The sequence below is a fragment of the Thermonema sp. genome, from assembly GCF_026003375.1.
Taxonomy (GTDB): Bacteria; Bacteroidota; Bacteroidia; order Cytophagales; family Thermonemataceae; genus Thermonema; species Thermonema rossianum.
Window position 1 is genome coordinate 165292 of sequence record NZ_BPHD01000001.1, and the last position, 23111, is coordinate 188402.

Sequence of the window (23111 nt, forward strand, 5' to 3'; positions counted from 1 at the left end):
GACTCATTTTTTAGTTTTCTATCAGCACAAAGGCGCCCCAATAATAAGGGTGGGGGTAGTCTTTTTTTAGCGTCTGTATGGCACGCCGGAATGCACCGGCTTTGTCTTGCTTTTCCCGAATATAGAAAGAATAAAACAATTGCATCAGCTTTTGGGTGGCTTGGTCATCGACGCGCCACAGACTCATGATGACGGCTTCGGCACCGGCTTCCATAAAAGCCCGCTGCAGACCATAGACGCCTTCGCCGTTTTGCAGTTCGCCCAAGCCGGTTTCGCAGGCAGAAAGGACCACCAGCTGGCAACCGAGCAGGGGCAACTCTTGCACCTCGGCAGCAAACAAGATACCGTTCTCTGCTTCGCCGCCGGTGTCGCCACGCAAAGTGTTTTCGGCGCCTGCCAGTAACAAACCTGTACGGTAGAGCGGGTTTTGTGTGATTGATTGCCCGGGTGCATCGCCCCACTGCATAAAGCGGAATGCCTGCATTTGCTCTACGGGCAGGAAAAAACCGTGTGTGGCTATGTGTAGAATAAAAGGCTGTTTGATTTGCTTGAGCTGCTTTTCCGAAGCTGCGCTTCCTGTGTATCGCCGGGAGAAAATATTTTGTGTGTTAAGTAACTGATGAATAAAATTTACTTCTTCGAGGGTACCGGGCAGCGGACTGACGCTCATGGTTTCGGTGTTGAAAAAGCGTTGTGAGTGCCACAGGCTGTCTGTGAGGGGCGTAGCCGCCGGGTTTTGTTTTGATGGGTCTTCGGAAAGCTGATAAGCCGGGTATCCAAACAGATAGATGCCCTTGCCCTGCATGTCGGTGCGCTTGTTTCGTTTGATAAAGCTTTGCGCATTGCTTACGGGGTAAAGTCTGTATTTATCGGAAAGATAACGCTCTTCACCGGGCAGGTAAAAAGTGGCCGGGTTGACCAGATGATACACGCCGTCGGCAGAAAAATAAACGGTGTGGGTACCCTCGGGCAGTGCCTCGAAGAAAGCTTGCATCATGCCCCGGTAAGACCGTCTGTCTTTTTGCTTGAGGCGTATGCTGTTGCGATAGTAGGGTAGGTAGCGCCGTTCTACTTCTTTGCCGGGCAGTAGTATCAATTGAGGGGCACGCCGGGTAGTGGGGGTAATGATGAATGCCGCATAATACAGGCTGTCCTCCAACAAAGAGTAGCGGAAGCGCACCAAGTCGATGTAGGCCTCGCCCGGTTTTAAAGATTGTTGAATTTGCTGCCAGCTGACGGCTTGCGGGGTGAGGTCTGTGTGTATGCCTGCCTGCTTCGCCAGTGAGCTCAATGCTTTTTCGCTTTCTTCGGTTTGCTTTTGCAAGGTTTTTAAATCGGTATTATCCGCTTTCCTTTGTTGCTCACTCATCTGATAGGCTTGGTTGAGGGCACGGCTCAGCTCGCGATGACGCTCATAGGCTTGGCGTAGTTGTGCGTTTTGGCTTTGCTGAACGAGCGTACGCAGGCGGGTGTTGGAAAAGAAGAGTAATGATTTCCAAAAAGTGTTTTGCTCAAAGAGCCGGGCGATGACTTGTGGTTGCGGCCGGTGCAGTAAAAGCGAATAAGTGAGCTCTACTTGTATCCGGGGGGCTTGCACATAATATTCTTTCTCTTTTTGAGAAAGCCCAATGAAATTATGGGTTATAATTTGTTGTTGAATGTGGTCGGCTTCTGCCCATACGTGGAAAGCAGCTTCGTACTGCTGCAATTTAAATAAGTAAGCCCCTTCATTGTTTCGATATAATACATAATCTTGTGTGTATTTGCTTAAACGCTCCGAGATGACACCGGCAGCCCGGCGAACAAAAACCACGGCGCTATCGGGCTGTTGCTTTTGCTCGTACAACATCGAAAGGTTATTGTAGTATTTACTAAGGCGTGTGGGGTCTTGCTGCTGCTCAAAAGGGTAGCTTTTATACACCGCTTCGGCAGGGCCGTACATGCCCCGGCGCATATAGGTGAGTGCCAGGTTGCCGGCAATCAGGTTTGTCAGTGCATGTTGTTTGCCCAAGCCTTCTTCCGACAGCCGCAGGGCTTGCATGAACACTTGTTGGGCATCTTCAAGCAAATCCGCATTCGAGTAAATCAAGCCTAAGTTATTGAGCAGGGTGAGGTATTCGGGGTGTTGCATCCCTGCCTGTCTTTGATAGATGGCGAGGGCTTTTCGAATCTTTTCAACGGCTACAGCCAAATTCCCTCTTTGCGCATGCACCATGCCTACATTATTCACACTTTGGGCATAGGCAAGGCTTTCCTTGCCAAATATGGCCTCTGCGGCTTGCACAGCTTGTATGAAGTAGTGTTCTGCCCGGCTCAATTGCGCTTCGTGGAAATACAATAAGCCCACGTAATTGAGCAGCATCCAGTATGTGCGTGTCTGCTTGCCCGTATTATGCTCTGTTTGTTGCAACAGCTCGAGATAAATGGCTTCGGCTTGTCGTATATGCCCTAAGCTGCCCAAGCAGGCTGCCAGCAGCAACCGGGCAGCAAAGTATTCGCTATGCGATAAGGGTAAATCATGTACTTGGAACCGTTGTAGGGCTTCTTGAACATGTGCAAGTGCCGCCTGCAGATTACCTTGTGCGTATTCGGCTTCCGTGAGGCGGTTTAAGTAAAAGGCATATTCTACTTGTGAAGTGTCGGTGTGCGCAATGACTTCCTGCAAAAGCGTGATGGCTGCCGGGTAATCCCCTTTCCAAGTGTATAAAATTGCCAAATTACTTTTAACACTTCTGTATTTACTGTCAGACAGGTTGACCAACTGAGAAAACAAACGGGCTGATTCTTTTAAATACCGTTCGGATTGAACCAACTTATACCGTTGCAAATAATGTTTGCCGGTATTGCCCAACGAAAGGGCGTAAGAGTAAGACATCTTGCCTTGACTGCGGCTTACGGCTTCCAGACTTTTTAGATAAAGCGCTTCGGCTTCTTCAAAGCGCCCTTGTTCATCAAATACCAGTGCCAGCATTTCTATGGCTTCGCTGTAAAGATGGAGGGCATCTTCCGTCTCTTGCAATATGCTCACGGATTGCCGCAAGTCAGCTTCGGCACGCTTGTATTGCCCTTGCAGATAAAACAAAACACCACGGCGAGTGAGCCAGTCGGCATACATGGCCGAAGTGCTGCCTTGCAGCTTTTGAGCTGCCTGCAGCCCTTCGGCTGCTATACTGTGAGCACCTGCATAATCAGAGAGATAGTCTCTATAGAATGTGTAAATCTCTTTCAGGTATTCCGTGTAATTGGCCTGCTGGGTCATGTGCAGCCGGAGTGTCTTGTATAGCTGTTCGTAGTACCTTTGGGCTTGCTTAACTTCTGCCGTTTGCACGTACGATTGCCCCATTAGCAACAAGATGTCGGCATAAGGGGAGGCGTATGCCGGCAGCTGTTGCCCATAAACATCGAGTGCCCCTTGCCAGCAGCGCCGTGCTTCGGCAATCTTGTTCAAGGTATTGTAATAAACAATGCCTTGAGCGTGCATCCAATCGGCAACTTGAGGACTTTGAGGGCTTGTCTCTTTGAGTAAGTCAATAGCTTCTTGCCAGAGAGCAATACAGCTTGCCGGCTCTTTTTCTATAAGCAGCAGAGCCATATTGCTGCAACAGTTCAGGTAAATGCCGCGCAGGTCTTCACTCATATGCCGCAAGGGATAAAGCCGCTCTTTTGCTTTTTGGTAAGTGAGCAATGCCTTTCCGGTTTGCTGCGTTTTTTCATAACCGGAGGCTAAGAGGTAAGTAAGAACTGCCAAGTCAGTGGCATCGGGCGATGCTTCCTTTTCGAGCAATTGTAAACTTTTTTCCAAGAAAGGGACTGCTTCTTGGTAGCGTTCCGCTTGGTAAAGTGTCCATCCTTGTTGGAAGGCTTCCTGCCATGTTTGAGCTTGGGCTGTGAAGGGGAGCGTGGCGCCACACAGCCACAGGATAAAAAAGAAGAGAGCAGGTTTCATTATAGGGAGTGTAATTACATTCTTTTCTGAAGATACAAAAAGAGAAGGCTACTTTAGCTGCTGACAAGAAAAAACCTTTCTCTTTTTATGCCTTTCTCCTTTAGTTAGTGAAGCTGCTTTGTTTTCGTTAGCTTTGTCGAAAAAAAGGAATGTTGAAAGTAAAGATTGTCAACAAATCGAAACACGCATTGCCGTCGTACGCTACGGCAGGTTCGGCCGGCATGGACTTGCGCGCCAACCTGGACGCCCCCGTTACCTTGCAACCACTGGAGCGTGCCCTCATTCCCACCGGCTTGTATATTCAGTTGCCCGCCGGCTATGAAGGACAGATACGTCCCCGCAGCGGGCTGTCCATTAAAAAAGGCATTACGCTTATCAACTGTGTGGGTACGCTCGATTCGGACTATACCGGCGAAATCAAATTGGGCATCGTGAACCTGTCCAATGAGCCTTATACCATAGAAGACGGTGAGCGCTTGGCGCAGTTGGTGGTTGCCCGCTACGAACAAGTAGAATGGCAGCCGGTGGAGGCGCTGGAGCTTACCGAAAGGGGGGAAGGTGGCTTCGGAAGTACCGGCATCAAGTAAGCGCCGCCTTGGCAATGTTTCCGTAAAAAAAGAGCTTGCCGGCAATCTTTTGCCTGTTTTCATGGTTTTTTATTTATTGAAAAACGCAAAATCATTTTCACATGACAAAGCAGAAACAGGCAGCCGTGGCCGGCGCTACCGGCTTAATAGGTACTTATCTTTGCCACCGCTTGGGCAAAAGCGATGCTTATGACAAAGTGTGGGGGGTGGTGCGGCGCGAAGTGACTTTGCCCGGGGGCGTCACGCCTTTGATTGTAGATTGGGAGCAAATCGAATCGCTACCGCTCGAAGCCCCCTTGGACGAAGCTTTTTGTTGCCTGGGCACCACCATAAAAAAAGCCGGCTCAAAGACCGCTTTTCGTAAAGTAGATTATGACTACGTGCTTGCTTTTGCCCGCTGGGCTTATGAACGGGGGTGCCGGCGTTTCTTTGTGGTGACGGCCATGGGGGCAGACAAACAGTCTGTTTTCTTTTACAACCGGGTGAAAGGGGAAGTAGAAGAAGCGCTTGCACAAATCGGCTTTGACAGTCTCTATATATTTCGCCCTTCTTTGCTGCTGGGCGAGCGCCATGAGTCGCGCCCGGCAGAACAGCTGAGCGCGCGTCTGTCGTCTTTTTTTCGCCCTTTGATTCCGCTTCGGTACCGCCCCGTAGAAGCCGAACGGGTAGCGTGGGCTATGTATCATTGTGCGCAAAATGCCCAAAAGGGAAAATTTATTATTGAAAACGACCAAATATTGAAATTATCTTCCTGATGTACTAACTTTCGACCAATCATTAAACATTTCAATGACATGGAAGAAAAATATGTAGATCTCAAAAGCCTGCAATTCGTTTTATACGATGTTCTGAATGCAGAGCAACTCACGCAATACGAGCATTACAAAGACCACGACCGCACTTCGTTTGACATGGTCATAGAGGCAGCCAAGCAGATAGCCGATCGCCTGTTGTATCCGAATTACCGCGAGATGGACAAGCAGGAGTCGGATTTTGTGGATGGCAAAGTGACGGTGCATCCGGCCATATTGGAATATGTGAAAGCCATGGGGGAAGCCGGCATGATTGGAGCCACCTTTTCCTATGAAGACGGCGGGCAGCAGCTGCCGCAACTCTTGCAAATGGCCATGAATTATGTGCAGGGGGCAGCCAACAACGGGGCTACCATGTTTGTGGGATTGACCACCGGTGCCGCCCGTTTGATTAAGAATTTTGCCAAACAGGAGCTGAAAGACATTTATTTGCCCAAGATGCTTTCGGGCGAGTGGCAGGGCACCATGGCTTTGACCGAGCCGCAGGCCGGCAGCTCTTTGTCTGATATTACAAGCTCGGCAACGTCTACCGGCCAAGAAGGTGTGTATAAAATCAAGGGGCAGAAAATTTTTATCTCGGCAGGAGACTACGAAGGGGCAGAAAATGTGGTGCATTTGATGTTGGCACGCATCGATGGGGCACCGGCCGGCACCAAAGGTATCTCTTTGTTTATTGTGCCCAAGTATCGTCTTGAAAATGGTCAGTTGGTCGATAACGATGTGGTGACTGCAGGCATTTACCATAAGATGGGGCAGAAGTGTACACCGGCGGTGCATTTCGTGGCCGGCGATAAAGACAACTGCTACGGCTGGTTGGTAGGTGAGCCCCACCACGGCCTGAAATACATGTTCCAGATGATGAATGAAGCGCGTATCGGGGTGGGCATTATGTCGGCGGCTATTGCGTCTATGGCTTATCATGCATCGCTGAAGTATGCCAACGAGCGGCCGCAAGGACGGCGCTTAAGTGAAAAGAATCAAAAGACTTCGCCCCAAACCTTGATCATCAACCATCCCGACGTGCGCCGCATGCTGCTCTTCCAAAAGGCTGTAAGTGAAGGCGCGTTGATGCTGGCGGCGCAGGCGGCATTTTATGCCGATATGATAGAGGTGACCGAAGGCGAAGAGCGCGAGCGTTACCAGCTGCTGCTTGACCTGCTGACGCCCATCGTGAAGACCTATCCTTCGGAGTATGGCATTCAGTCGGTAAGTGCCGGTGTGCAGGTATTGGGCGGGTACGGATACACTACTGACTTCCCGCTCGAGCAGATGTACCGTGACATACGTATTACGACCATTTATGAGGGCACGACCGGCATTCAGTCTTTGGACCTGCTGGGGCGTAAAATCGTGGCTAAAAACGGAAAGGCTGCCATGCTGCTGACCGAAGAAATCACGCAAACCTTGCAGCAGGCAATGACCTTTGATGATTTGAAGCACTATGCCGAGCTTTTGCAAAAAGAGATGGGACGCCTGCAGCAAGTGCTGCAAAAGCTGATGGGCTACGCCATGAGCGGGGATGTGGAGCGCTACATGGCCGATGCCGTGTTGTTTATGGAAATGGCAAGCTTGGTTGTGGTGGCTTGGCTGTGGTTGAAGATGGCCGTAGTGGCCAAGCAAAAATTGGTAAGTGGTGGCTTGGGTGAAGAGGAGCAGCGCTTCTATGAAAGCAAGGTGCATACCATGCGTTTCTTCTTCCACTATGAACTGCCCAAAACCAAATGGCTGGCTACGCGCCTTACCGATGAAGTCTTCCTGACACTTCCCGAAGAAAAAGAGGTAATCATATAAGCGGCCGTTTACGCCTCTTGTAATGTATGACAAGCGCCCTTGTCGTTTGGACAAGGGCGCTTGCTGTTTCTTGCCTGCTTGTAGAGTGCGGCCTGATATACCTGTTTTTGGCATCTCACAAAAGTTGCATCACGGCTTTTGTGAGGATTGCCGGAAGGCTTAATCGTCGTTTTGTGCAATATTGATGACTGTGATGGCACCGCGCATCTTCTTGCAGTAAGGCTCTGTTTTTACGGCATTTAGAAGAGCATCGTATGCGGTTTCATCCAACTGGCTTACCACGCTTAAACAGCCATAAATATAGTCTTTAAACGCGGCACTTTTTATGTAGGCAAGGTCATTGGATGCCTGCTGTTGTTCTTTTTGGCTGAGTTCTTCGTAGCGACGGTTGTAATTGGCCACAATATGGTCGCTATCTTCCAAGTCAATCAGTTCGATAAGGAACTCTTGCACGATGGGATGCAGGGCATTTATTTTTTGATAGGCGCAGTCGCAAATATCTTCGGCAAGGGCACCGGCTTCTTGGTTGGGATCGATGGCAGGCGGCGTGTCTTCTTCTTTATTGGCAGAATTGGTAGCGATATAATAAAGCAAGGGGTAGCAATGCTTATTGGCAGCCAGCTCCTCTTTCAATTCATCCGTTTGCTCTTCGGTGAGGTCCAAGCTTTTGATTTTACTTAAACAGCCACTGACTATGTTGCCTATTTTACCATCCAAGGTATTGATGTCGGCTTGCACTTTTTCCTGCTCTTCGGCACTTAGGCCGGCATAGCGGGATTTTAGATTGCGTGTGGCAGTCTCTTCCCCCAAATCCACATAGTCATACATATACTGAACAATGAGACGGTGGTATTGCTTTACTTGGCTGTCCACACAGTCGCAGGCTTCATCGGTCAGGGCAACAATATTTTGGGCTTGCAGCGGTTGCCACAACCACGCCATAAGCAGAATTGCTATGGATACGGAATAAGGAATCGTTTTCATGCCTTTTGAAAAAGTTAGGGTTATAAAAGATTAAAAGATTATTCGTCTTGGGCTTCTTCGGCAGTTTGTCCCAGTAGCATGAAGGTGCGCATGAGGGCACAGGCCGGAGCTTTCATAATGTAATTTTGAAATGCAAGTGCTTCTTCATCATTCATAATGGCGTTTTGTACCAACTGTGCACAGCGGGTGAAAGCCGGGTCGTTGCCTACATCTTGCATACGCTGCGCATCTTGTTGCACTCTTTCTTGCTCTTCGGCAGACAGCTTTTGTATTTTTTCACTGAAACGGCGCACGGCTTCTGCTTCGCCCAGTTCGGTAAGGTCATCCAAGTAAGCCTGGATGGCAGGGTGCATGTCTTGGAAGTAATTGGGGTAATGCAGTCACACAGCTTTTGTGCCAGCGTTTCGGCTCGGCTGCTGCCCGCATTGTTGTTTTGGGCTTGTACCAAAGAAAAGCCCAACGACAAGATAAGGGAAAGAAAAAGAGTTTTCATGGCAAGAAACCGTTTTGCTTATGTTTTAAATAAGATAAGCAAAATCGGTGCCCCATCCAATTGTAAACTGTTTTTTTCTTTGTTTTTAGCTTATTCTTTGCTTATAGCCATTTCTTTCGCTTGAAATACCACAGGAACAGAACAGAAGAAAAAATCATGAGTGCTAAAGAGAAGGGGTAGCCGTAGGTCCATTTGAGCTCGGGCATGTAGTCAAAGTTCATGCCGTAAATACTGGCAATCAAGGTGGGTGGCAGGAAGACAACCGTTACCACAGTGAATATCTTAATCACATGGTTCTGCTCTATGTTGACCAAACCGAGGAAGGTGTTCTGCAGATATTCGAGACGCTGAAAGCTAAAATCGGCATGCTGGAGCAGTGAGTTGATGTCTTTAATCACGATACGCAAGCGCTCTTTTTCTTCGTCGGGAATCATAAGACTTTTGAGCAAAGAAGACACGACCCGCTGCTTGTCAATGATACTTTCGCGGATGAGGATAGTGTTTTCTTGCAGTTCGGTGAGCTTGAGCAGAATTTCTTCCTGATATTCCTTGTCACGAATGATTTTCTTACTGATATGTTGGTTACCCGGCTGAGATATTCGATGAAGTCGGCATCCAGGTCGATACGTGTTTCAAGAATCATCATCCATATTTGGGTGCCGCGGGTGATGTATCCGGCCGGCAGCCCCTTGAGCCGGCGCACCACGTCGGCAAAGGCTTTGAGATCGTTGTTGCGCAGAGTAAACAGAATGCCGCTTTTCAAGATAAAAGACACCTGTCGCGCCACATAGAATTTGTTTTCATACACAACAAAGGTATTGTTGGCTTCAATCACACGCTGGTCTTCGTAGTAACGCGAGCTGCTCTCGATTTCGGCGGCTTCTTGTGGGGTGAAAAACTCTATGCCGTAGAGCTCTTCTACGATGCGCTTTTCCTGCTCGCTGGGTGATTGCAGGTCAATCCAAATGACGTTTTGAAAATCCTGTATTTCATTTTCCGGATTGTTCAGTTTCACCCATTTGATTTCTTGTACTTCATTGAGGTAAAAAACGCGAATCATACCCCCGCTTGTTTTAGAGGTTCTACCATGCGCAACAAAGGCATCGGCAAGTTAATACGAAATTTATTGTAATCATAACATGGCGGCCTGTTTGTTCTTTTCTTTTTCAAGCCCCCCTATAACCAAAACAAACTCGCCCTTGATGGTGCCGCCTTTTGCATAATGAGCAAGGACGGAATCGATGGTGCCGCGTATGGTTTCTGCAAACAGCTTGCTTATTTCGCGCACGACCGCTATGGGGCGTTCACCCCCGAAATGCTCTTTGAGCTGCTGCAGGGTTTTGAGCAGGCGGTGGGGCGACTCGTAGAGCACGATGGTGCGCGTTTCGCCGGCCAACTCTTGCAAGCGGCTTTGGCGCCCTTTCTTATGAGGCAGGAAGCCTTCGAAAACGAAGCGGTCGCAAGGAAGACCTGACTGCACCAAGGCAGGGACGAAGGCCGTAGGGCCGGGCAGGCATTCTACTTGCAGCCCCGCTTGCACACAAGCACGCACCAACAAAAAGCCGGGGTCTGAAATAGCCGGTGTGCCGGCGTCGGATATAAGCGCCATGCGTTCGCCCTGCTGCATGCGGGCAATCAACTTATTGACTTGGGTGTGCTCGTTGTGGGCATGGTAGCTCTGCAGAGGGCGTTGTATGTCGAAGTGCCGGAGTAGCTTTTGGGCATTGCGTGTGTCTTCGGCAAGGATGGTATCTACACTTCTGAGCACATCGACAGCCCGGAAGGTCATATCCTGCAGGTTGCCAATGGGGGTGGGTACCAAGGTGAGGTGAGCGACGGTAGGTTCATGCTTGCTCATACTATGTTTACTTAAAGTCTTCAATCATTTTTGCAAAGGTAGGACTTTCTTAGATGAAAAGCAGCGTAAAGAAAAGGGGCACTTCCCTTCTTTCAGGCAAAAAGGCAGGGAAGGGGTTTTTGTTAGCCTGTTGAAATATGTAGATTTGAAACCAAAACTTTTTGCTTATGGAATCAAATGCTTGTACAATACGGGCAGCGGTGCTCGACGACATGCCGGCCGTGCACGCACTCATTGCCGAGCTGGCAGCCTATGAAAAGGCGGCGCATGAACATACCAATTCACCGGAACAGCTCAAACACGATTTCGCAAATGGTTATTTCGGCTGCCTGGTGGCAGAACAAGAAGGAGAAGTAGTGGGTATTTTGTTGTACTGTTTCCCTTATTCTACCTGGAAAGGGCGCGTGTTCTATGTAGAAGATATTGTGGTGAAAGAGTCGGCACGCGGACAGGGAATTGGCAAACGTTTGTTCGATGAGGCTTTGCGCTTGGCTCAGGCCGCAGGTGTGGGGCGGATAGCCTGGCAAGTGCTGGAATGGAACGAGCCGGCCATTCGCTTTTACAAACGCATGCCGGTAACTTTTGATGCCGAATGGATCAATTGCCGCATGACACCCGGGCAAGTGGAGGAATATCTGAAAGGACTTTAAAGTAAGGGGCTCACTTGCTTTGTTTGAAAGGGTTTGAAGTACCAAACAGATTTAGTGTGCCATTGACAAAAACAAAAGTTTTACAATCGTTAACCGTTTCATTTTATGAAAGATATTTCACCAAAAGTAGGGATTATCATGGGCAGCAAGTCCGATTGGCCTGTGATGAAAGAAGCAGCCGCCTTTTTGGACGATATGCAAGTGCCATACGAAGTGCAAATTGTATCGGCACACCGCACGCCCGAGCGCATGTTTGATTATGCCCGTCAGGCACGGGCACGTGGCATACGGGTGATTATAGCCGGGGCAGGCGGTGCCGCACACTTGCCCGGTATGGTGGCTTCGCTTACCACCTTGCCGGTTATAGGCGTGCCCGTGAAATCGCGCAATTCCATAGACGGTTGGGATTCGGTCTTGTCTATCCTGCAGATGCCCGCAGGTGTGCCGGTAGCTACAGTGGCACTCGACGGCGCGCGCAATGCCGGCATTTTGGCAGCTCAAATATTGGCTACTTCCGATGACACACTTGCCGGCCGGCTGGAACAGTTCAAAGAAGCGCTGAAGGAGAAGATATACCGGCAGCAACAGGACTTGGATGAAGAAAGAGATGTATAGGGTTTGAGTGTGTGAATATGAAAAAGGAAGAAACACTTGAAATTGTGGTGTTGGACAGCCGCCCGCTGGATGTGGGCGATTTGGACTGGTCCGAACTGCATGCTTTGGGGCACTTGACTTTGTATGAGCATACTGCCCCCGAAGAGGTGCTTGCCCGGGCATCGGCTGCCGATGTGTTGCTGGTCAACAAGGTGGTGCTGGACCGCTCAATCATTGAACAGCTGCCCAAATTGAAATACATAGGTTTATTGGCCAGTGGCTATAACAATGTGGACATAGCGTGCGCACGCGAGCGTGGCATCATAGTAACCAATGCTTCGGGTTATGGCACCATGTCGGTAGCGCAGCATACACTGGCTTTGATGCTGGCCGCTTGCAACGAGATCCCTTTGCATCATGAAAGCACACATTACGGTGAGTGGAGCAGCAGTTGGTGCTATTGGAAACGTCCCATCGTGGAGTTGGCAGGCAAACAGTTGGGGGTTGTAGGGTTGGGCAATATTGGTTATCAGGTGGCGCGCATGGCACGGGCTTTGGGTATGTGGGTGGTGGCATACCATCCCGACAAGGCGGAGGTGCAACGCAAAGGGGCACGGTGGGTATCCTTGGACGAGCTCTTTGCCACCAGTGATGTAGTGAGCCTGCATTGCCCCCTGACACCTGAAACGACAAAGCTGGTCAATGCTCATCGTTTGTCTTTGATGAAGCCCACGGCCGTGCTGGTCAATACAGCCCGGGGAGCTCTTATTGATGAGGCGGCTTTGTTCGAAGCCTTAAGCAACAACCGTATCAAAGCAGCTGCATTGGACGTATTGGCACAAGAGCCCCCGCCGCCCGGTCATCCCCTGCTTACGCTGCCCAACTGTATTGTGACACCACACAACGCATGGAGTAGCCACGAGTCGCGCAGCCGTTTGCTGGCTATAGTGGCAGACAACCTGCGTTCGTTCATAGAAGGGAAGCCGAAAAATGTGGTCAACGCCTGAAAATGATAGCATTCTTTACTATGCGGTAGGCGGTGGCTGGGGGCATGTGCATCGTTCATTGCGTATTATCGAACAGCATTTATTCTCTGTTGCCAGAGTCTATTTGGTAACGAACCATCACCGCTTTGGGTATGTGCCCCCCGCTAATGTAGAGGTGGTGTATATGCCGCCTTCTTTGGCATACGATGCAGATGCTTATGCCCGTTATTTCCGGGAGCTGCTGCAGCTGACTGCCTGCCGCACCTTGTGGATAGATGTATTCCCTTGGGGGGTACAAGGCGAACTTTTACGGGTGCTTCCTTTTATAGAGCACCTGCCGAAGGTGCTGGTGAGCCGTTATGTGCAATGGGAGCGCTACGTGGGGCATTGCGCGTGCAAGCCCCCTGCTTTGGAGGGGGTTTATTTATTGGAGGAATGCCATCCGTTACAAAAAGCCACCTTTGACGCTTGGAAGGTAGAAAGGCAACCCCTGGCTTTAAACTTCCCTTTGCCGGAAGGCGATTGCTCTTTGCCGGAGCAGCCTTATGGGGTGGTATTGCATACAGGGAACCATCACGAGTGGCAGTGTCTGGCTGCCTATGCCGGGCAACGGGCGCCCCATCTGCGCTGGTATTACGTGGCGCCCCGTCCCTGTCCTGCATTGGGGAGTGCTTGGCACTATGCGGGGAGTCGCCCTTTGCGTTTGTTGTTGGAAAATGCCAGTTGTTTGGTATCGGCAGCAGGCTTCAATACTATGAAAGAACTTGTTCCTTTTCGCGAAAAGCATCATGTGCTGCCTTTTGCCCGGAAGTACGATAATCAATTTTGGCGATGGGGGCGCCATCGTTTGAACAGCCCGTTTCACGATAACGCTTGAAGTGCGTCCATGCCAGCATCACCGAGGCGAAATAAGAAAAGTATTCGAAGAAAGGATATCCGGAGTGCCCTATGAGCAGGCTTATGGCAAAAATACTTGCCCATAACCAGAGCCGGCGTATGGTAGGGGTGTAAGCCGGCGACTTCCGGGCTACACGCCACACGGCAAAATAACTGATGGCAATAAAAACCAGGTCCAGCCATATGCTTTCAAGCAGCAAATGGCTGAAGCTGCCTATGGTGGCCAGCAGGGGTAATGCCAGGCAGTGTACCAGGCAAATCAGGGCATTGAGCATGCCCAAGCGGTCAGCCCAACGAGTGCCGGAGGTAGAAGAAGAAGAGACAGGCATGAAGATGACAGTTAAGTATTGAGTATGCCGTTCGCGACGGTTAAATAACCATTATTTTTGCAACAAAGTTGCAAAAATAAGCAGAATGCCCCAAGTCTTTCAGTTGGAAGTGATGAAATATCCTTGTAGATCAGGGATTTGTTGAAGGGAAAAGCGCCGCAGCAGGGGGTGCCTCTGCTCATGAGGCAGCCGGCTGAGCTGCATGTCATCGAAAAAAGCCAGTTGATCTATGATGGGCGTGCTTACTTCCGGGTCGTGCCCCGGCTGTAAGGTTTGGGGAAGCGCTTGTGCGGGTGTTACTTCAAAAAACAACTCGATGCCATGCAAAGGCGGAAGCAGCAGCTCGTGCACAAAAAGGAAACGCCGCGGGGTGACAGCCAAGCCACATTCCTCTTCAAATTCCCGTTTGAGGCAGTCGCCTGCCGCTTCGCCGAAAAGCATGCCACCGCCGGGCGGTGTCCATAAATAGCGCCCTTCGCCCATGCGATGGCGTATGAGCAACAGCCGGTTATCATGAAACAGCAATCCGCAACAGCGCACGCGCAGACGGTTGCCGAAAGTATCTACTACTTCTTGTGATAGTTCAGACACAGCGAATCACCTTTTTTTCTTGTAATACTTCTATTTTAGCGGCATCTATGCCCAAAGCGTGCAGCAGCTCACGGGTGTGTGCGCCCAGTGCGGGTGCCGGTGTGGGGGCTGCCGGCACATGATTTTTGAAGCCAATGGGCAGGGCAATGCTGCGGTAGCTGCCCAATACCGGGTGAGGGATTTCCACGAATGCTTGCCGGGCTTGCAGGTGCGGGTCTTTTTCCAGCTCATCGAGTTGGTACACCGGGCTGATGAGCAGCTCGTGTTCGGCATCGAGCCGCAACCATTCGTCCCGCTCTTTGCTTTCGAACAGGGCAGCCAGCCGGGCTTTGCATGCTGCCTTCTTTTCGGGCGAAGTGTTTTGCTCCAGACCTAAGCCCATCAATTCGGGTTTGCCGACGGCTTCGCAAAAGCGCATCCAGAACTTGGGTTCAAGAGCTGCAAAAGCAATCCATTTTCTGTCTTTGCAACGATACACCTCGTAATTGATGAGACCGCCCGAAAGCGGCATGTTTTCGGGCTCGGGTACTTGTCCATTTGCCCAATACTCTGCCATCAGCAGGTGCAGCATAGGAAGGGCGCCTTGGGTCATAGATACGTCCACGTGCTCGCCTTTGCCGCTGCGATGCCGCGCCAAAAGAGCGGCCAGGGTGCCCATGACAGCCATATAGCTGCCCCCGGCTATGTCGGCTATCTGTATGGGGGGCAACAGGGGCTTGCCTTGATGCGTATGCAAGCCCAGAATGCCGGCATAAGCAATGTAATTGAGGTCGTGTCCCGCGCGTGAGGCATAGGGACCATGCTGCCCGAATCCGGAGATGGAGACATACACCAATCCCGGATGCATGGCGGCGAGGGTATTGTAGTCCAAACCGTATTGTGCGAGATAGCCGGGACGAAACTGTTCTACCACTACGTCGGCCGTCCGTATGAGTTCTACGAGCAGCTCACGTCCTTCGGGGCGCGTGTAGTCGATGGCTATGTTTTTTTTGGAGTGGTTGAGTGTGAGGTAGTTGGCAGAGAAAGTGTCGCCTTGGGCGGTGGTATAGAAAGGAGGGTAATGGCGCACGTAGTCGGGTTGTTGGGGCAGCTCTACCTTGATGACCTCGGCGCCCAGGTCTGCCAAAAAGAGCGTTGCCAACGGGCCCGGCAACAAACGGCTTAAGTCAATGACGCGTATTCCTTGTAAAGGGGCTTGAGGCATGGCGTATGGGATTTTTTCTTTAACATTGCTTGAAAATACAAAAACTCATGAAGTGGCGCTACCTTTTGCCGGTCTTATCGTTTGCTTGCCTTAGCCTGGGGGCTTGCAGTGGGTATGAAGCAAGTGATGACCGTATTTATCCGATGCCCGAACAGGCAGCCGTTACAGGAGAAAAAGCGAAGGAAGTACTTGAAGAGGCAGCCGAAGAGGCGCCTTCTGCCTATGTATATACCAAGCTGGCACAGTGGGCATGGCACAACCGGCGTGTGCCTGTAGCAGCTGCTTATGTAGAAGAAGCACTGCTCCTGGATTCTACCTATGCTTGGGCATGGTATTGGCGTGGTCATTTGCTCTTGCAACAAAAAAAAGCAGGGGAAGCACTCCTTGCGCTGGAAAATGCCCACCGCCATGGCTACGCCGATGCTGCTTTGTGGCTGGATATGGGAGAGGCTTATCGTGTGGCAGGTGATTCGGCCGCTTGCATGCAGGCGCTCTTGGAGGCACGTCGCCGCATGCCCTATAGTGCTTCCGTTTTCTTGGCTCTGGGAAAGGCGTATGTGCACTTTGGAGCACCTGCCGAAGCAGAGCAAGCATTGCGTACTGCCTTGGCACATGACAGTCGCAAGGCAACGCCTTATTATTCCTTGTTAAAAGCATTGGAAATGCAGGATAAAAAAGCGCAGGCCGATAGCCTGCTGGAGGTGGCTTTGCGCCGGGTGCCCCGCTCCGATACCATTTGGTACTATCATGCACAACGCTTGGTTAGTAAGGGCATGATAGATAGTGCTTTGGTGTGCTATAAAAAAACTTTGCAGTTGAATCCCTTGCACGTGGCAGCACGCTATCAGTTAGCAGAGCAGTTGGCTCTACGCTATGCGTGGGAAGACGCTTGCGCGCATTTTCGTTATCTGGCAGACCACGGCCAATTGCCTGTACGCACAGCTTTTTACCTGGGGCGTTGTGCCATCAAGGAGAAAAAGTATGAGGAGGCGGTGGAGTGGTTGGAAAAAGCAACGGAATTGAATCCGTCGGATACGCAAGCGAAAAGCTACTTATACTATGCACGCAGCCTGCGCGACGGTACTTGGGTGCCACCTGCACAAGACTCTGCTGCCGGCGAAGCGGAAAGCAGCGAGGGGTTGCCCATGCCGGCAGTGCCGCCCCCGCCGTCTTTGGAGGTGCCGCAGCCGGTCATTCGAACGCCGCTCATGAAAAAAGATTCGCTTCCTTAAACTACAAGCTACCATTTCCCCAGATAGGGGTAGTATTCCTTTTGTTGCTGACTTCTTTTATAAAATTTTTAGCTTTGCAAACCAAAGACAAACGAAAACGGAAATCCTGCAATGGAAGAAAAAATAAAAATCACCCTGCCCGATGGGAGTGTGCGGGAATACCCCAAAGGCGTAACCGGCTTGGAAATCGCCCGGTCGATTAGCGAAGGGCTGGCCCGCAATGTGTTGGCTGCCTTGGTCGATGGCGAGATATGGGATGCCACACGCCCCATCGAAAAAGATGCCCAAGTACGGTTGCTTACCTGGAACGACGAAGAAGGGAAATATGCTTTCTGGCATTCCTCGGCGCACCTGTTGGCTGAGGCGCTCGAAGCGCTTTATCCGGGCGTGAAGTTTGGCATAGGACCTCCTTCCGAGCGTGGAGGCTTTTACTATGACGTGGACCTCTCGGAAGTGGAATCGCTGAAAGGACGTGGCCTTTCCGAAGACGATCTGCCCAAGATTGAGGCTAAAATGAAGGAGTTGGCACGTCAGAAAAATCCTTATGTGCGCAAGGAAGTGTCCAAACAGGAAGCCATTGAGTTTTTCAAGAAAAAAGGCGACCCTTATAAGCTGGAGTTGCTTGAAGAACTCAACGATGGCGAAATTACCTTCTATCAACAGGGCAACTTCATAGACCTGTGCCGGGGACCGCACATCCCACATACCGGCTTCATAAAAGCGGTGAAGCTGCTCAACGTGGCCGGTGCCTATTGGCGTGGCGATGAAAAACGTCCGCAGCTTACCCGCATCTATGGCATTACTTTCCCGAAAGAGGCGGAACTGAAAGATTACTTGCATAAGCTCGAAGAAGCCAAAAAGCGTGACCACCGTAAGCTGGGCAAAGAGCTGGAGCTCTTTACCTTCTCTGACAAGGTGGGGGCAGGCTTGCCCTTGTGGCTGCCCAAGGGGGCGGTGCTGCGCGAACGCTTGGAGAACTTCCTGCGGCGGGCACAAGTAAAAGCAGGCTACCAACAGGTGGTGACCCCGCACATCGGAAAGAAAGACTTGTATGTAACCTCGGGACACTGGGAGAAATACGGCAAAGACTCTTTCCAGCCAATTCGCACCCCCGAAGACGAGGAGTATTTGCTCAAACCCATGAACTGCCCGCACCACTGCGAGATTTACAAGTCGCGTCCGCGCTCTTATCGTGACCTGCCTTTGCGCTTGGCAGAGTTTGGCACAGTCTATCGCTATGAGCAAAGTGGCGAGTTGCACGGCTTGACACGCGTGCGTGGCTTCACACAAGACGACGCCCACATATTTTGCCGTCCCGATCAGGTAAAAGAAGAATTCGCCAAAGTGATTGACCTCGTGCTGTATGTGTTCAAAGCCTTGGGCTTCGATGAATATACCGCGCAAATTTCGTTGCGTGACCCCAACAACAAAGAAAAATACTTTGGCAAAGACGAGGATTGGGAGCGTGCCGAACGCGAAATCATTGAGGTGGCACAAGAAAAAGGGCTCAATACGGTGACTGTGGAAGGCGAAGCTGCTTTCTATGGACCCAAGCTCGATTTCATGGTGAGCGATGCACTGGGGCGTAAGTGGCAATTGGGAACCATTCAGGTGGACTATCAGCTGCCTGCCCGCTTCGAGCTCGAGTATATCGGTGCCGATAACCAACGCTACCGCCCCGTGATGATTCACCGGGCACCCTTTGGCTCGCTGGAGCGCTTCGTGGCTGTATTGCTTGAGCACTGTGCCGGCAACTTACCGCTTTGGCTGGCACCTGAGCAAGTAGCTGTGCTGCCTATTTCAGACAAATATGCAGACTACGCCGATCAGGTGATGAGCCGCCTGATGGAAGAAGATATCCGGGGCTTTGTGGACCACCGTGCCGAAAAAATAGGGCGCAAAATCCGCGATGCCGAAGTGAAGAAAATCCCTTACATGCTGATTGTGGGTGAAAAAGAAGCAGAGGAGGGGAATGTAGCGGTGCGCCGCCACGGTGAAGGCGACAAGGGGACCTTTAGCTTGGAAGACTTTATCAAGCACTTTAAGGAAGAAACCAAAATCGCAGACTAACTCATGAAGCTTTATTTTCAAGAAGTAGGGGCGGGCACGCCCCTTTTGATTCTGCATGGTCTGTTTGGCTCCGGCGATAATTGGATGACTATTGCACGCCGCCTGGCAGAGGAAGGTAACTATCATATTTATCTGCCGGACTTGCGCAACCACGGGCGTTCACCCCACAGCGAAGAGTGGACCTACGAAGCCATGAGCGAAGATGTGCGGGCGTTTATAGAAGAGCACGCTCTGCAGCGCCCCATTGTGCTGGGGCATTCCATGGGGGGCAAGGTGACCATGTGGCTGGCTTGCCGTTATCCGGAGTTGCTACGTGCCATAGTAGTAGCCGACATTGCGCCGCGCGCTTATCCGGTTCATCACGATACCATCATAGAGGGCTTATTGGCTATTTCTGTGGAGACAATCAAAAGCCGCAGGGAAGCTGACCAAATACTGAGCCGCTACGTGCCGGAAACGGGCGTGCGTCAGTTCCTTTTGAAGAACCTGTATCGTACGGAAGAGGGAGGGTATGCTTGGCGCATGAACCTTAAAGTTATAGCCAATCAGCTGTCCAATGTGGTAGAGGGCTTGCCCGGTAATTATAGGGCTGATTTGCCGGCGCTTTTCATCAGAGGCTTAAACTCCGATTATGTGCGTGATGAGGACATCCCTGTGATTAAGCAGCACTTTCCACGTGCACGCATTGCCGATATAGCCGGTGCAGGGCATTGGCTGCATGCCGAGCAGCCGGAGCAGTTTCTGCAGCACTTGAAAAGTTTTTTACAAGAGTTGGATGCCTAAAACCAGCACATCATCGATTTGTGCCTGGTTGCCTTTCCATTGATAGAAGGCTTCTTTGACATGCTCTTTGTGTTCGTTGAAGGGCTTCCCGGCAAGCCTTTCAACGAGCTTGATGAAGCGGCTTCGTTTAAACCTGCGGTTGGATACAAAGCCTATTTGGTCTATATATCCGTCGGTGCTTAAAATGATTTCGTCGCCTTTTTGATAGGGAATGACCTCGCTTTTGTATCCCTTTCCGTTGTTAAAGATGTTGTTGATGCCGGCTTGTTGGGGGGTATGACCGGATACCTTGCCTTCGTGCAACAAATAAAGTGGGATGCCGGCACCGGCATATTCAATATATTGTTCGGTGCGGTGGATGCGCAAGACTGCCAGCTCCATGCCGTCGCGCACCACTTTGTCGGGCGAGCTGTTTTGGGTGTGGTCGAAAAGTGAATGTATGTTCTCATCAATGAGCCGGATAAGCTCATGCGGCGGAATGTCGGGATGCAAAATCAGGGCTTGGCGCAGTGCCATAATGCCTATGCTGGTGAGAATGCCGCCGGGCACACCATGGCCGGTGCAGTCGCCCAAAATCACGTAAATGAAGTCTTCGCTGTAATGCAGGTAGTAAAAATCACCGCTGATAAGGTCGCAAGGCTGCCAGAAAACAAAAAAAGGAAAAGGCATTTGCTGCAGGGCATCCTGTGAAGGCAAGAGCGCTTCTTGTATTCGCTGCGCATAACTGAGGCTCTCTATGATTTTGCGCTTCTCTGCCTCTGCAAGATTTTTCTGCTGCTGTATCTCTTCAATCTTTTTGCGGATATTCTCTTTCTGTTGATTTCGCGTTTTTTGCAGCTCCTGCAGCTCTTTTTCTATGAGGGCTTTATTTCTCTCGCTTTGTACTTTAAACAAATAATAATTCTGGTCAGAGGTGTCGTTGATTGTGCAGAGTATATAGGGTTGACCGTCAATTAGTTTGGCGTAGAAGCTGTAATCATAGACGCCTTTTTCCTTACCGAAATGAGCGGTCTCTACACGGGGGAAAAAGACGGGGGCGTCCTCGGGTACCATGTGTTCGAAAATACTTTGCAGGCTGCCTATAAACGGGTCAGCCTCGTAAATAGAGTGCTTGTCCCGCAAGGCTGCTTGCAGATCGGGGGTGGCTTCTACTATGCTGCCATCTGCCTTGAACAAGATGCCACTGCTGTAATAGCTACCGTCTTTATGGTTCAATAAGCGCTCCAACAGACTATATGTTGATTTTCTTTCCATCTTGCTCTAATAACTTTTGTGCCATGCTGCGAAACATAGCCTCTACATTTTCCCCGGTTTTGGCACTGGTCATAAAGTCACACGGGACAGGCGATTGCTCCACCAGATCCTTTTTGTTACCAATCAGCATGTACACCGCATCGGGAAGCATATTTTTTACATAGGCAATGTCTTCTTCTATGTGTTCATAGGTAGAGGGGCGGGTCATGTCGAAAACATAAAAGACGCCCTTTGAGCCTAAGTAATAGGAGGGAGGCACCTTGTCTTGGCGCACTTCGCCGGCCACGTCCCATATCATCATATTCAAGATGCAGTCATCGAACTCTACCACTTTTCTGTCCACTTTTACGCCCAGGGTCGTGTGGTATTGTTCAGAAAAGCGCGAGTGCACGTAGCGTTGTACGAGTGATGTTTTACCAACGCCAAAATTTCCAATCAAAATGACCTTTTTGCTGTAGTTTTTTTTCGATGTCATGGTACTTGTTTTTTAGCTTGTAAAAGTAGTCGTCCGATTTTTCGCAGTGTTCTATAAAGGCTTCTTTGAGCTGCAAGTCATCGATTTCCTCTTTTGGGCGGTTCAGCTGCCTTCGCTCGAAATCCAGCAGATAATCGAGCATTTGTTCTTTGTATTGCGTGGTTACCGTGCCCGATACCACCACAGCCAAATAGTAGCTGCCCGAATCTTTGATGATGATGGTTGTGTCGCCATATTCAATGGCGTTCAAGCCGCCTTTGTCTTTATGAAAGGCATCTTTTACAAAGCTTTTGATGGCTGTGAGCATGCCGGCGATCATGTCTTCATTGATGGTGTCGTTGCGGGTATAATGTGCCAGCAGTATGCCTGAATCTTGTTCTATGATAAAGCCTTCTTCTATGACCGGGCGTTGGGCATTGGCCAATAATATATCTTTTTCCTTGATGCCAAACAGAGATAAAAACTCCCGTTTGATGCTGCTCCAGGAGAAGGTATCGTTGAGCTGTTTGTCTATTTGTTCGGACAGTTTCGCCAGCTCTACTTGTATGTATTTGCGCACCAGCTTGCCAATGATGGGGTAGAGGGCGTCCACCATCTCGTGTTGTGAGTTTTTGATTTGCCGGCGGATGGCTTGTGCCACATTGGCGCCGGACATCTCAGCCAAGCGCTGTTCTATATTTTTTATTTTTTGGTCAACAACGGGCTCCAACACCTTGGGCAGCTCCTTCTCTTTAAGCAAACGGAGTTCCTGAAACACCATTTGCTTGACTGCCTCATTTTGTCGCTCAATCACTTCTTCAAAGAGGCTAAAGAAAACATCTACTTTGCGTTCTTCATTCATTGCGGTCGTGGTTTTGTAGCAGTTTATTCACAAAGTCCATATCCACAATGCCCGAGGGGTACATATTCCACTTGGTTTGTAGTGCCTTGACCGCGTCCTCGGTTTCTTGGCTGAAGATGCCATCGATGCGAATGGGCTTATATTGTTTCGCAATCAGTTTTTGTATATACCAAACTGCCTCACCTTCATCGCCACGGTGCAGTGTTTTTCCATTTAACAAACGATGTGCATGGTAAAGTTGCGGGGCAATTCCGTTTTCTTCTATATAACGGATGGCGCGGTTATCGAATCCTTTTGATTTTAGTTCTTTGGATTGAATCAAGCGTGCTTCCAGTAGCTTGACTTCTTTGAGCAGTTGCCGGTAGTGGAGCGATGCTTGTACACTCTGCGGCTTGCTTTCATCGGGAAAACGCACATCGATGCCGTGGTTATACCAAGCTTGGCGTGCAAATCGCCCTATTTCATAGCATAATTCAAAGTAACGCTCTACAGCCTGCATGTCATAATAATTGACATCGATGGATTTGGTCTTTGCCTCGTAGTCATAGTGGTTAGGAGGCGAGAATTTGCGAAGTTGTCGATATTGATTGTATCCGATGGTGCCCAACATGATAAGAATTAATAGGAATAAAACCTTCTTCATATTTCTTTAATATTAGGTGATTGATTACTCAATAATAACAAAAGTCGATGAATTGACTCATCGACTCGATAAACGAATTGTCCGGCTCTTT

At 50.1% G+C, this 23111-nt stretch carries 22 protein-coding genes; 9 read left to right on the forward strand and 13 right to left on the reverse strand.

The genetic code is table 11. From position 1 onward, the window contains the following. Positions 1–10: 10 nt before the first annotated feature. Positions 11–3946: a CHAT domain-containing protein gene (locus QVE43_RS00725; protein WP_288003804.1), complete on the reverse strand. Its 3936-nt coding sequence runs from the start codon at positions 3944–3946 to the stop codon at positions 11–13. Positions 3947–4095: 149 nt separating this feature from the next. Here QVE43_RS00725 and dut point away from each other — a divergent pair, with 149 nt between their 5' ends. The 3 genes from dut to QVE43_RS00740 all read left to right on the forward strand — a co-directional run bounded on the left by dut (position 4096) and on the right by QVE43_RS00740 (position 7136). Then, a complete protein-coding gene (dut, locus tag QVE43_RS00730; RefSeq protein ID WP_288003805.1) occupies positions 4096–4533 on the forward strand; it encodes a dUTP diphosphatase in 438 nt (145 codons plus the stop codon). Positions 4534–4634: 101 nt separating this feature from the next. Next, entirely contained in the window at positions 4635–5288 is a 654-nt protein-coding gene (locus QVE43_RS00735; protein WP_288003807.1) for an oxidoreductase, read from the forward strand. Between the two features lie 39 nt (positions 5289–5327). Next, positions 5328–7136, forward strand: coding sequence for an acyl-CoA dehydrogenase (locus QVE43_RS00740; RefSeq protein WP_288003809.1), 1809 nt, complete (start codon positions 5328–5330; stop codon positions 7134–7136). Positions 7137–7295: 159 nt separating this feature from the next. On the opposite strand, the gene QVE43_RS00745 is transcribed toward QVE43_RS00740, so the two are convergent. From QVE43_RS00745 to rsmI, 5 genes are all read right to left on the reverse strand, one after another. Continuing rightward, complete coding sequence (locus QVE43_RS00745) at positions 7296–8120, reverse strand: hypothetical protein (RefSeq protein ID WP_288003811.1); 825 nt, start codon at positions 8118–8120, stop codon at positions 7296–7298. Positions 8121–8158: 38 nt separating this feature from the next. Further along, positions 8159–8473: a hypothetical protein gene (locus QVE43_RS00750; protein WP_288003813.1), complete on the reverse strand. Its 315-nt coding sequence runs from the start codon at positions 8471–8473 to the stop codon at positions 8159–8161. A gap of 241 nt (positions 8474–8714) precedes the next feature. Further along, the gene (locus QVE43_RS00755; RefSeq protein ID WP_308445300.1) at positions 8715–9146 is read right to left on the reverse strand and encodes a CorA family divalent cation transporter; all 432 of its coding nucleotides are present in this window, start codon (positions 9144–9146) and stop codon (positions 8715–8717) included. Continuing rightward, entirely contained in the window at positions 9044–9673 is a 630-nt protein-coding gene (locus QVE43_RS00760; RefSeq protein ID WP_288003815.1) for a CorA family divalent cation transporter, read from the reverse strand. The genes QVE43_RS00755 and QVE43_RS00760 overlap by 103 nt, the downstream gene beginning before the upstream one ends. A gap of 72 nt (positions 9674–9745) precedes the next feature. After that, the gene (rsmI, locus tag QVE43_RS00765; RefSeq protein WP_288003817.1) at positions 9746–10471 is read right to left on the reverse strand and encodes a 16S rRNA (cytidine(1402)-2'-O)-methyltransferase; all 726 of its coding nucleotides are present in this window, start codon (positions 10469–10471) and stop codon (positions 9746–9748) included. Positions 10472–10638: 167 nt separating this feature from the next. On the opposite strand from rsmI, the gene QVE43_RS00770 reads away from it, so the two are divergent. The 3 genes from QVE43_RS00770 (at position 10639) to QVE43_RS00780 (ending at position 12722) form a co-directional block, all read left to right on the forward strand. After that, entirely contained in the window at positions 10639–11121 is a 483-nt protein-coding gene (locus QVE43_RS00770; protein WP_288003819.1) for a GNAT family N-acetyltransferase, read from the forward strand. Between the two features lie 105 nt (positions 11122–11226). Further along, positions 11227–11736, forward strand: coding sequence for a 5-(carboxyamino)imidazole ribonucleotide mutase (gene purE / locus QVE43_RS00775; protein ID WP_288003820.1), 510 nt, complete (start codon positions 11227–11229; stop codon positions 11734–11736). Between the two features lie 17 nt (positions 11737–11753). Continuing rightward, a complete protein-coding gene (locus QVE43_RS00780) occupies positions 11754–12722 on the forward strand; it encodes a D-2-hydroxyacid dehydrogenase (RefSeq protein ID WP_288003822.1) in 969 nt (322 codons plus the stop codon). Positions 12723–13453: 731 nt separating this feature from the next. Here QVE43_RS00780 and QVE43_RS00785 read toward each other — a convergent pair. The 3 genes from QVE43_RS00785 to QVE43_RS00795 all read right to left on the reverse strand — a co-directional run bounded on the left by QVE43_RS00785 (position 13454) and on the right by QVE43_RS00795 (position 15722). Continuing rightward, positions 13454–13927, reverse strand: a complete 474-nt coding sequence (locus QVE43_RS00785) for a MerC domain-containing protein (RefSeq protein ID WP_288003824.1) — start codon at positions 13925–13927, stop codon at positions 13454–13456. A 99-nt stretch (positions 13928–14026) separates the two neighbouring features. Beyond that, entirely contained in the window at positions 14027–14518 is a 492-nt protein-coding gene (locus QVE43_RS00790) for an NUDIX domain-containing protein (RefSeq protein ID WP_288003826.1), read from the reverse strand. After that, complete coding sequence (locus QVE43_RS00795) at positions 14511–15722, reverse strand: CaiB/BaiF CoA-transferase family protein (protein WP_288003827.1); 1212 nt, start codon at positions 15720–15722, stop codon at positions 14511–14513. The genes QVE43_RS00790 and QVE43_RS00795 overlap by 8 nt, the downstream gene beginning before the upstream one ends. Before the next feature lie 47 nt (positions 15723–15769). On the opposite strand from QVE43_RS00795, the gene QVE43_RS00800 reads away from it, so the two are divergent. The 3 genes from QVE43_RS00800 to QVE43_RS00810 all read left to right on the forward strand — a co-directional run bounded on the left by QVE43_RS00800 (position 15770) and on the right by QVE43_RS00810 (position 19807). After that, on the forward strand, positions 15770–16954 hold the full coding sequence (locus QVE43_RS00800; protein WP_288003829.1) for a lipopolysaccharide assembly protein LapB: 1185 nt from the start codon (positions 15770–15772) through the stop codon (positions 16952–16954). A gap of 111 nt (positions 16955–17065) precedes the next feature. Further along, complete coding sequence (gene thrS, locus QVE43_RS00805) at positions 17066–19024, forward strand: threonine--tRNA ligase (RefSeq protein ID WP_288003831.1); 1959 nt, start codon at positions 17066–17068, stop codon at positions 19022–19024. Between the two features lie 3 nt (positions 19025–19027). Continuing rightward, positions 19028–19807, forward strand: a complete 780-nt coding sequence (locus tag QVE43_RS00810) for an alpha/beta fold hydrolase (protein WP_288003832.1) — start codon at positions 19028–19030, stop codon at positions 19805–19807. Here QVE43_RS00810 and QVE43_RS00815 read toward each other — a convergent pair. Genes QVE43_RS00815 through QVE43_RS00830 form a run of 4 tightly spaced genes read right to left on the reverse strand, consistent with a single transcriptional unit; the run spans position 19787 to position 23020 of the window. After that, the gene (locus tag QVE43_RS00815) at positions 19787–21061 is read right to left on the reverse strand and encodes a PP2C family protein-serine/threonine phosphatase (RefSeq protein ID WP_288003834.1); all 1275 of its coding nucleotides are present in this window, start codon (positions 21059–21061) and stop codon (positions 19787–19789) included. The genes QVE43_RS00810 and QVE43_RS00815 overlap by 21 nt on opposite strands. Then, on the reverse strand, positions 21039–21500 hold the full coding sequence (locus QVE43_RS00820) for a Rab family GTPase (RefSeq protein WP_288003835.1): 462 nt from the start codon (positions 21498–21500) through the stop codon (positions 21039–21041). The genes QVE43_RS00815 and QVE43_RS00820 overlap by 23 nt, the downstream gene beginning before the upstream one ends. Beyond that, positions 21475–22377 (reverse strand): hypothetical protein, encoded by a 903-nt coding sequence (locus QVE43_RS00825; protein WP_288003837.1) that lies wholly within the window; start codon positions 22375–22377, stop codon positions 21475–21477. The genes QVE43_RS00820 and QVE43_RS00825 overlap by 26 nt, the downstream gene beginning before the upstream one ends. After that, positions 22370–23020, reverse strand: coding sequence for a peptidoglycan-binding protein (locus QVE43_RS00830; RefSeq protein WP_288003838.1), 651 nt, complete (start codon positions 23018–23020; stop codon positions 22370–22372). The genes QVE43_RS00825 and QVE43_RS00830 overlap by 8 nt, the downstream gene beginning before the upstream one ends. Positions 23021–23111 lie beyond the last annotated feature (91 nt).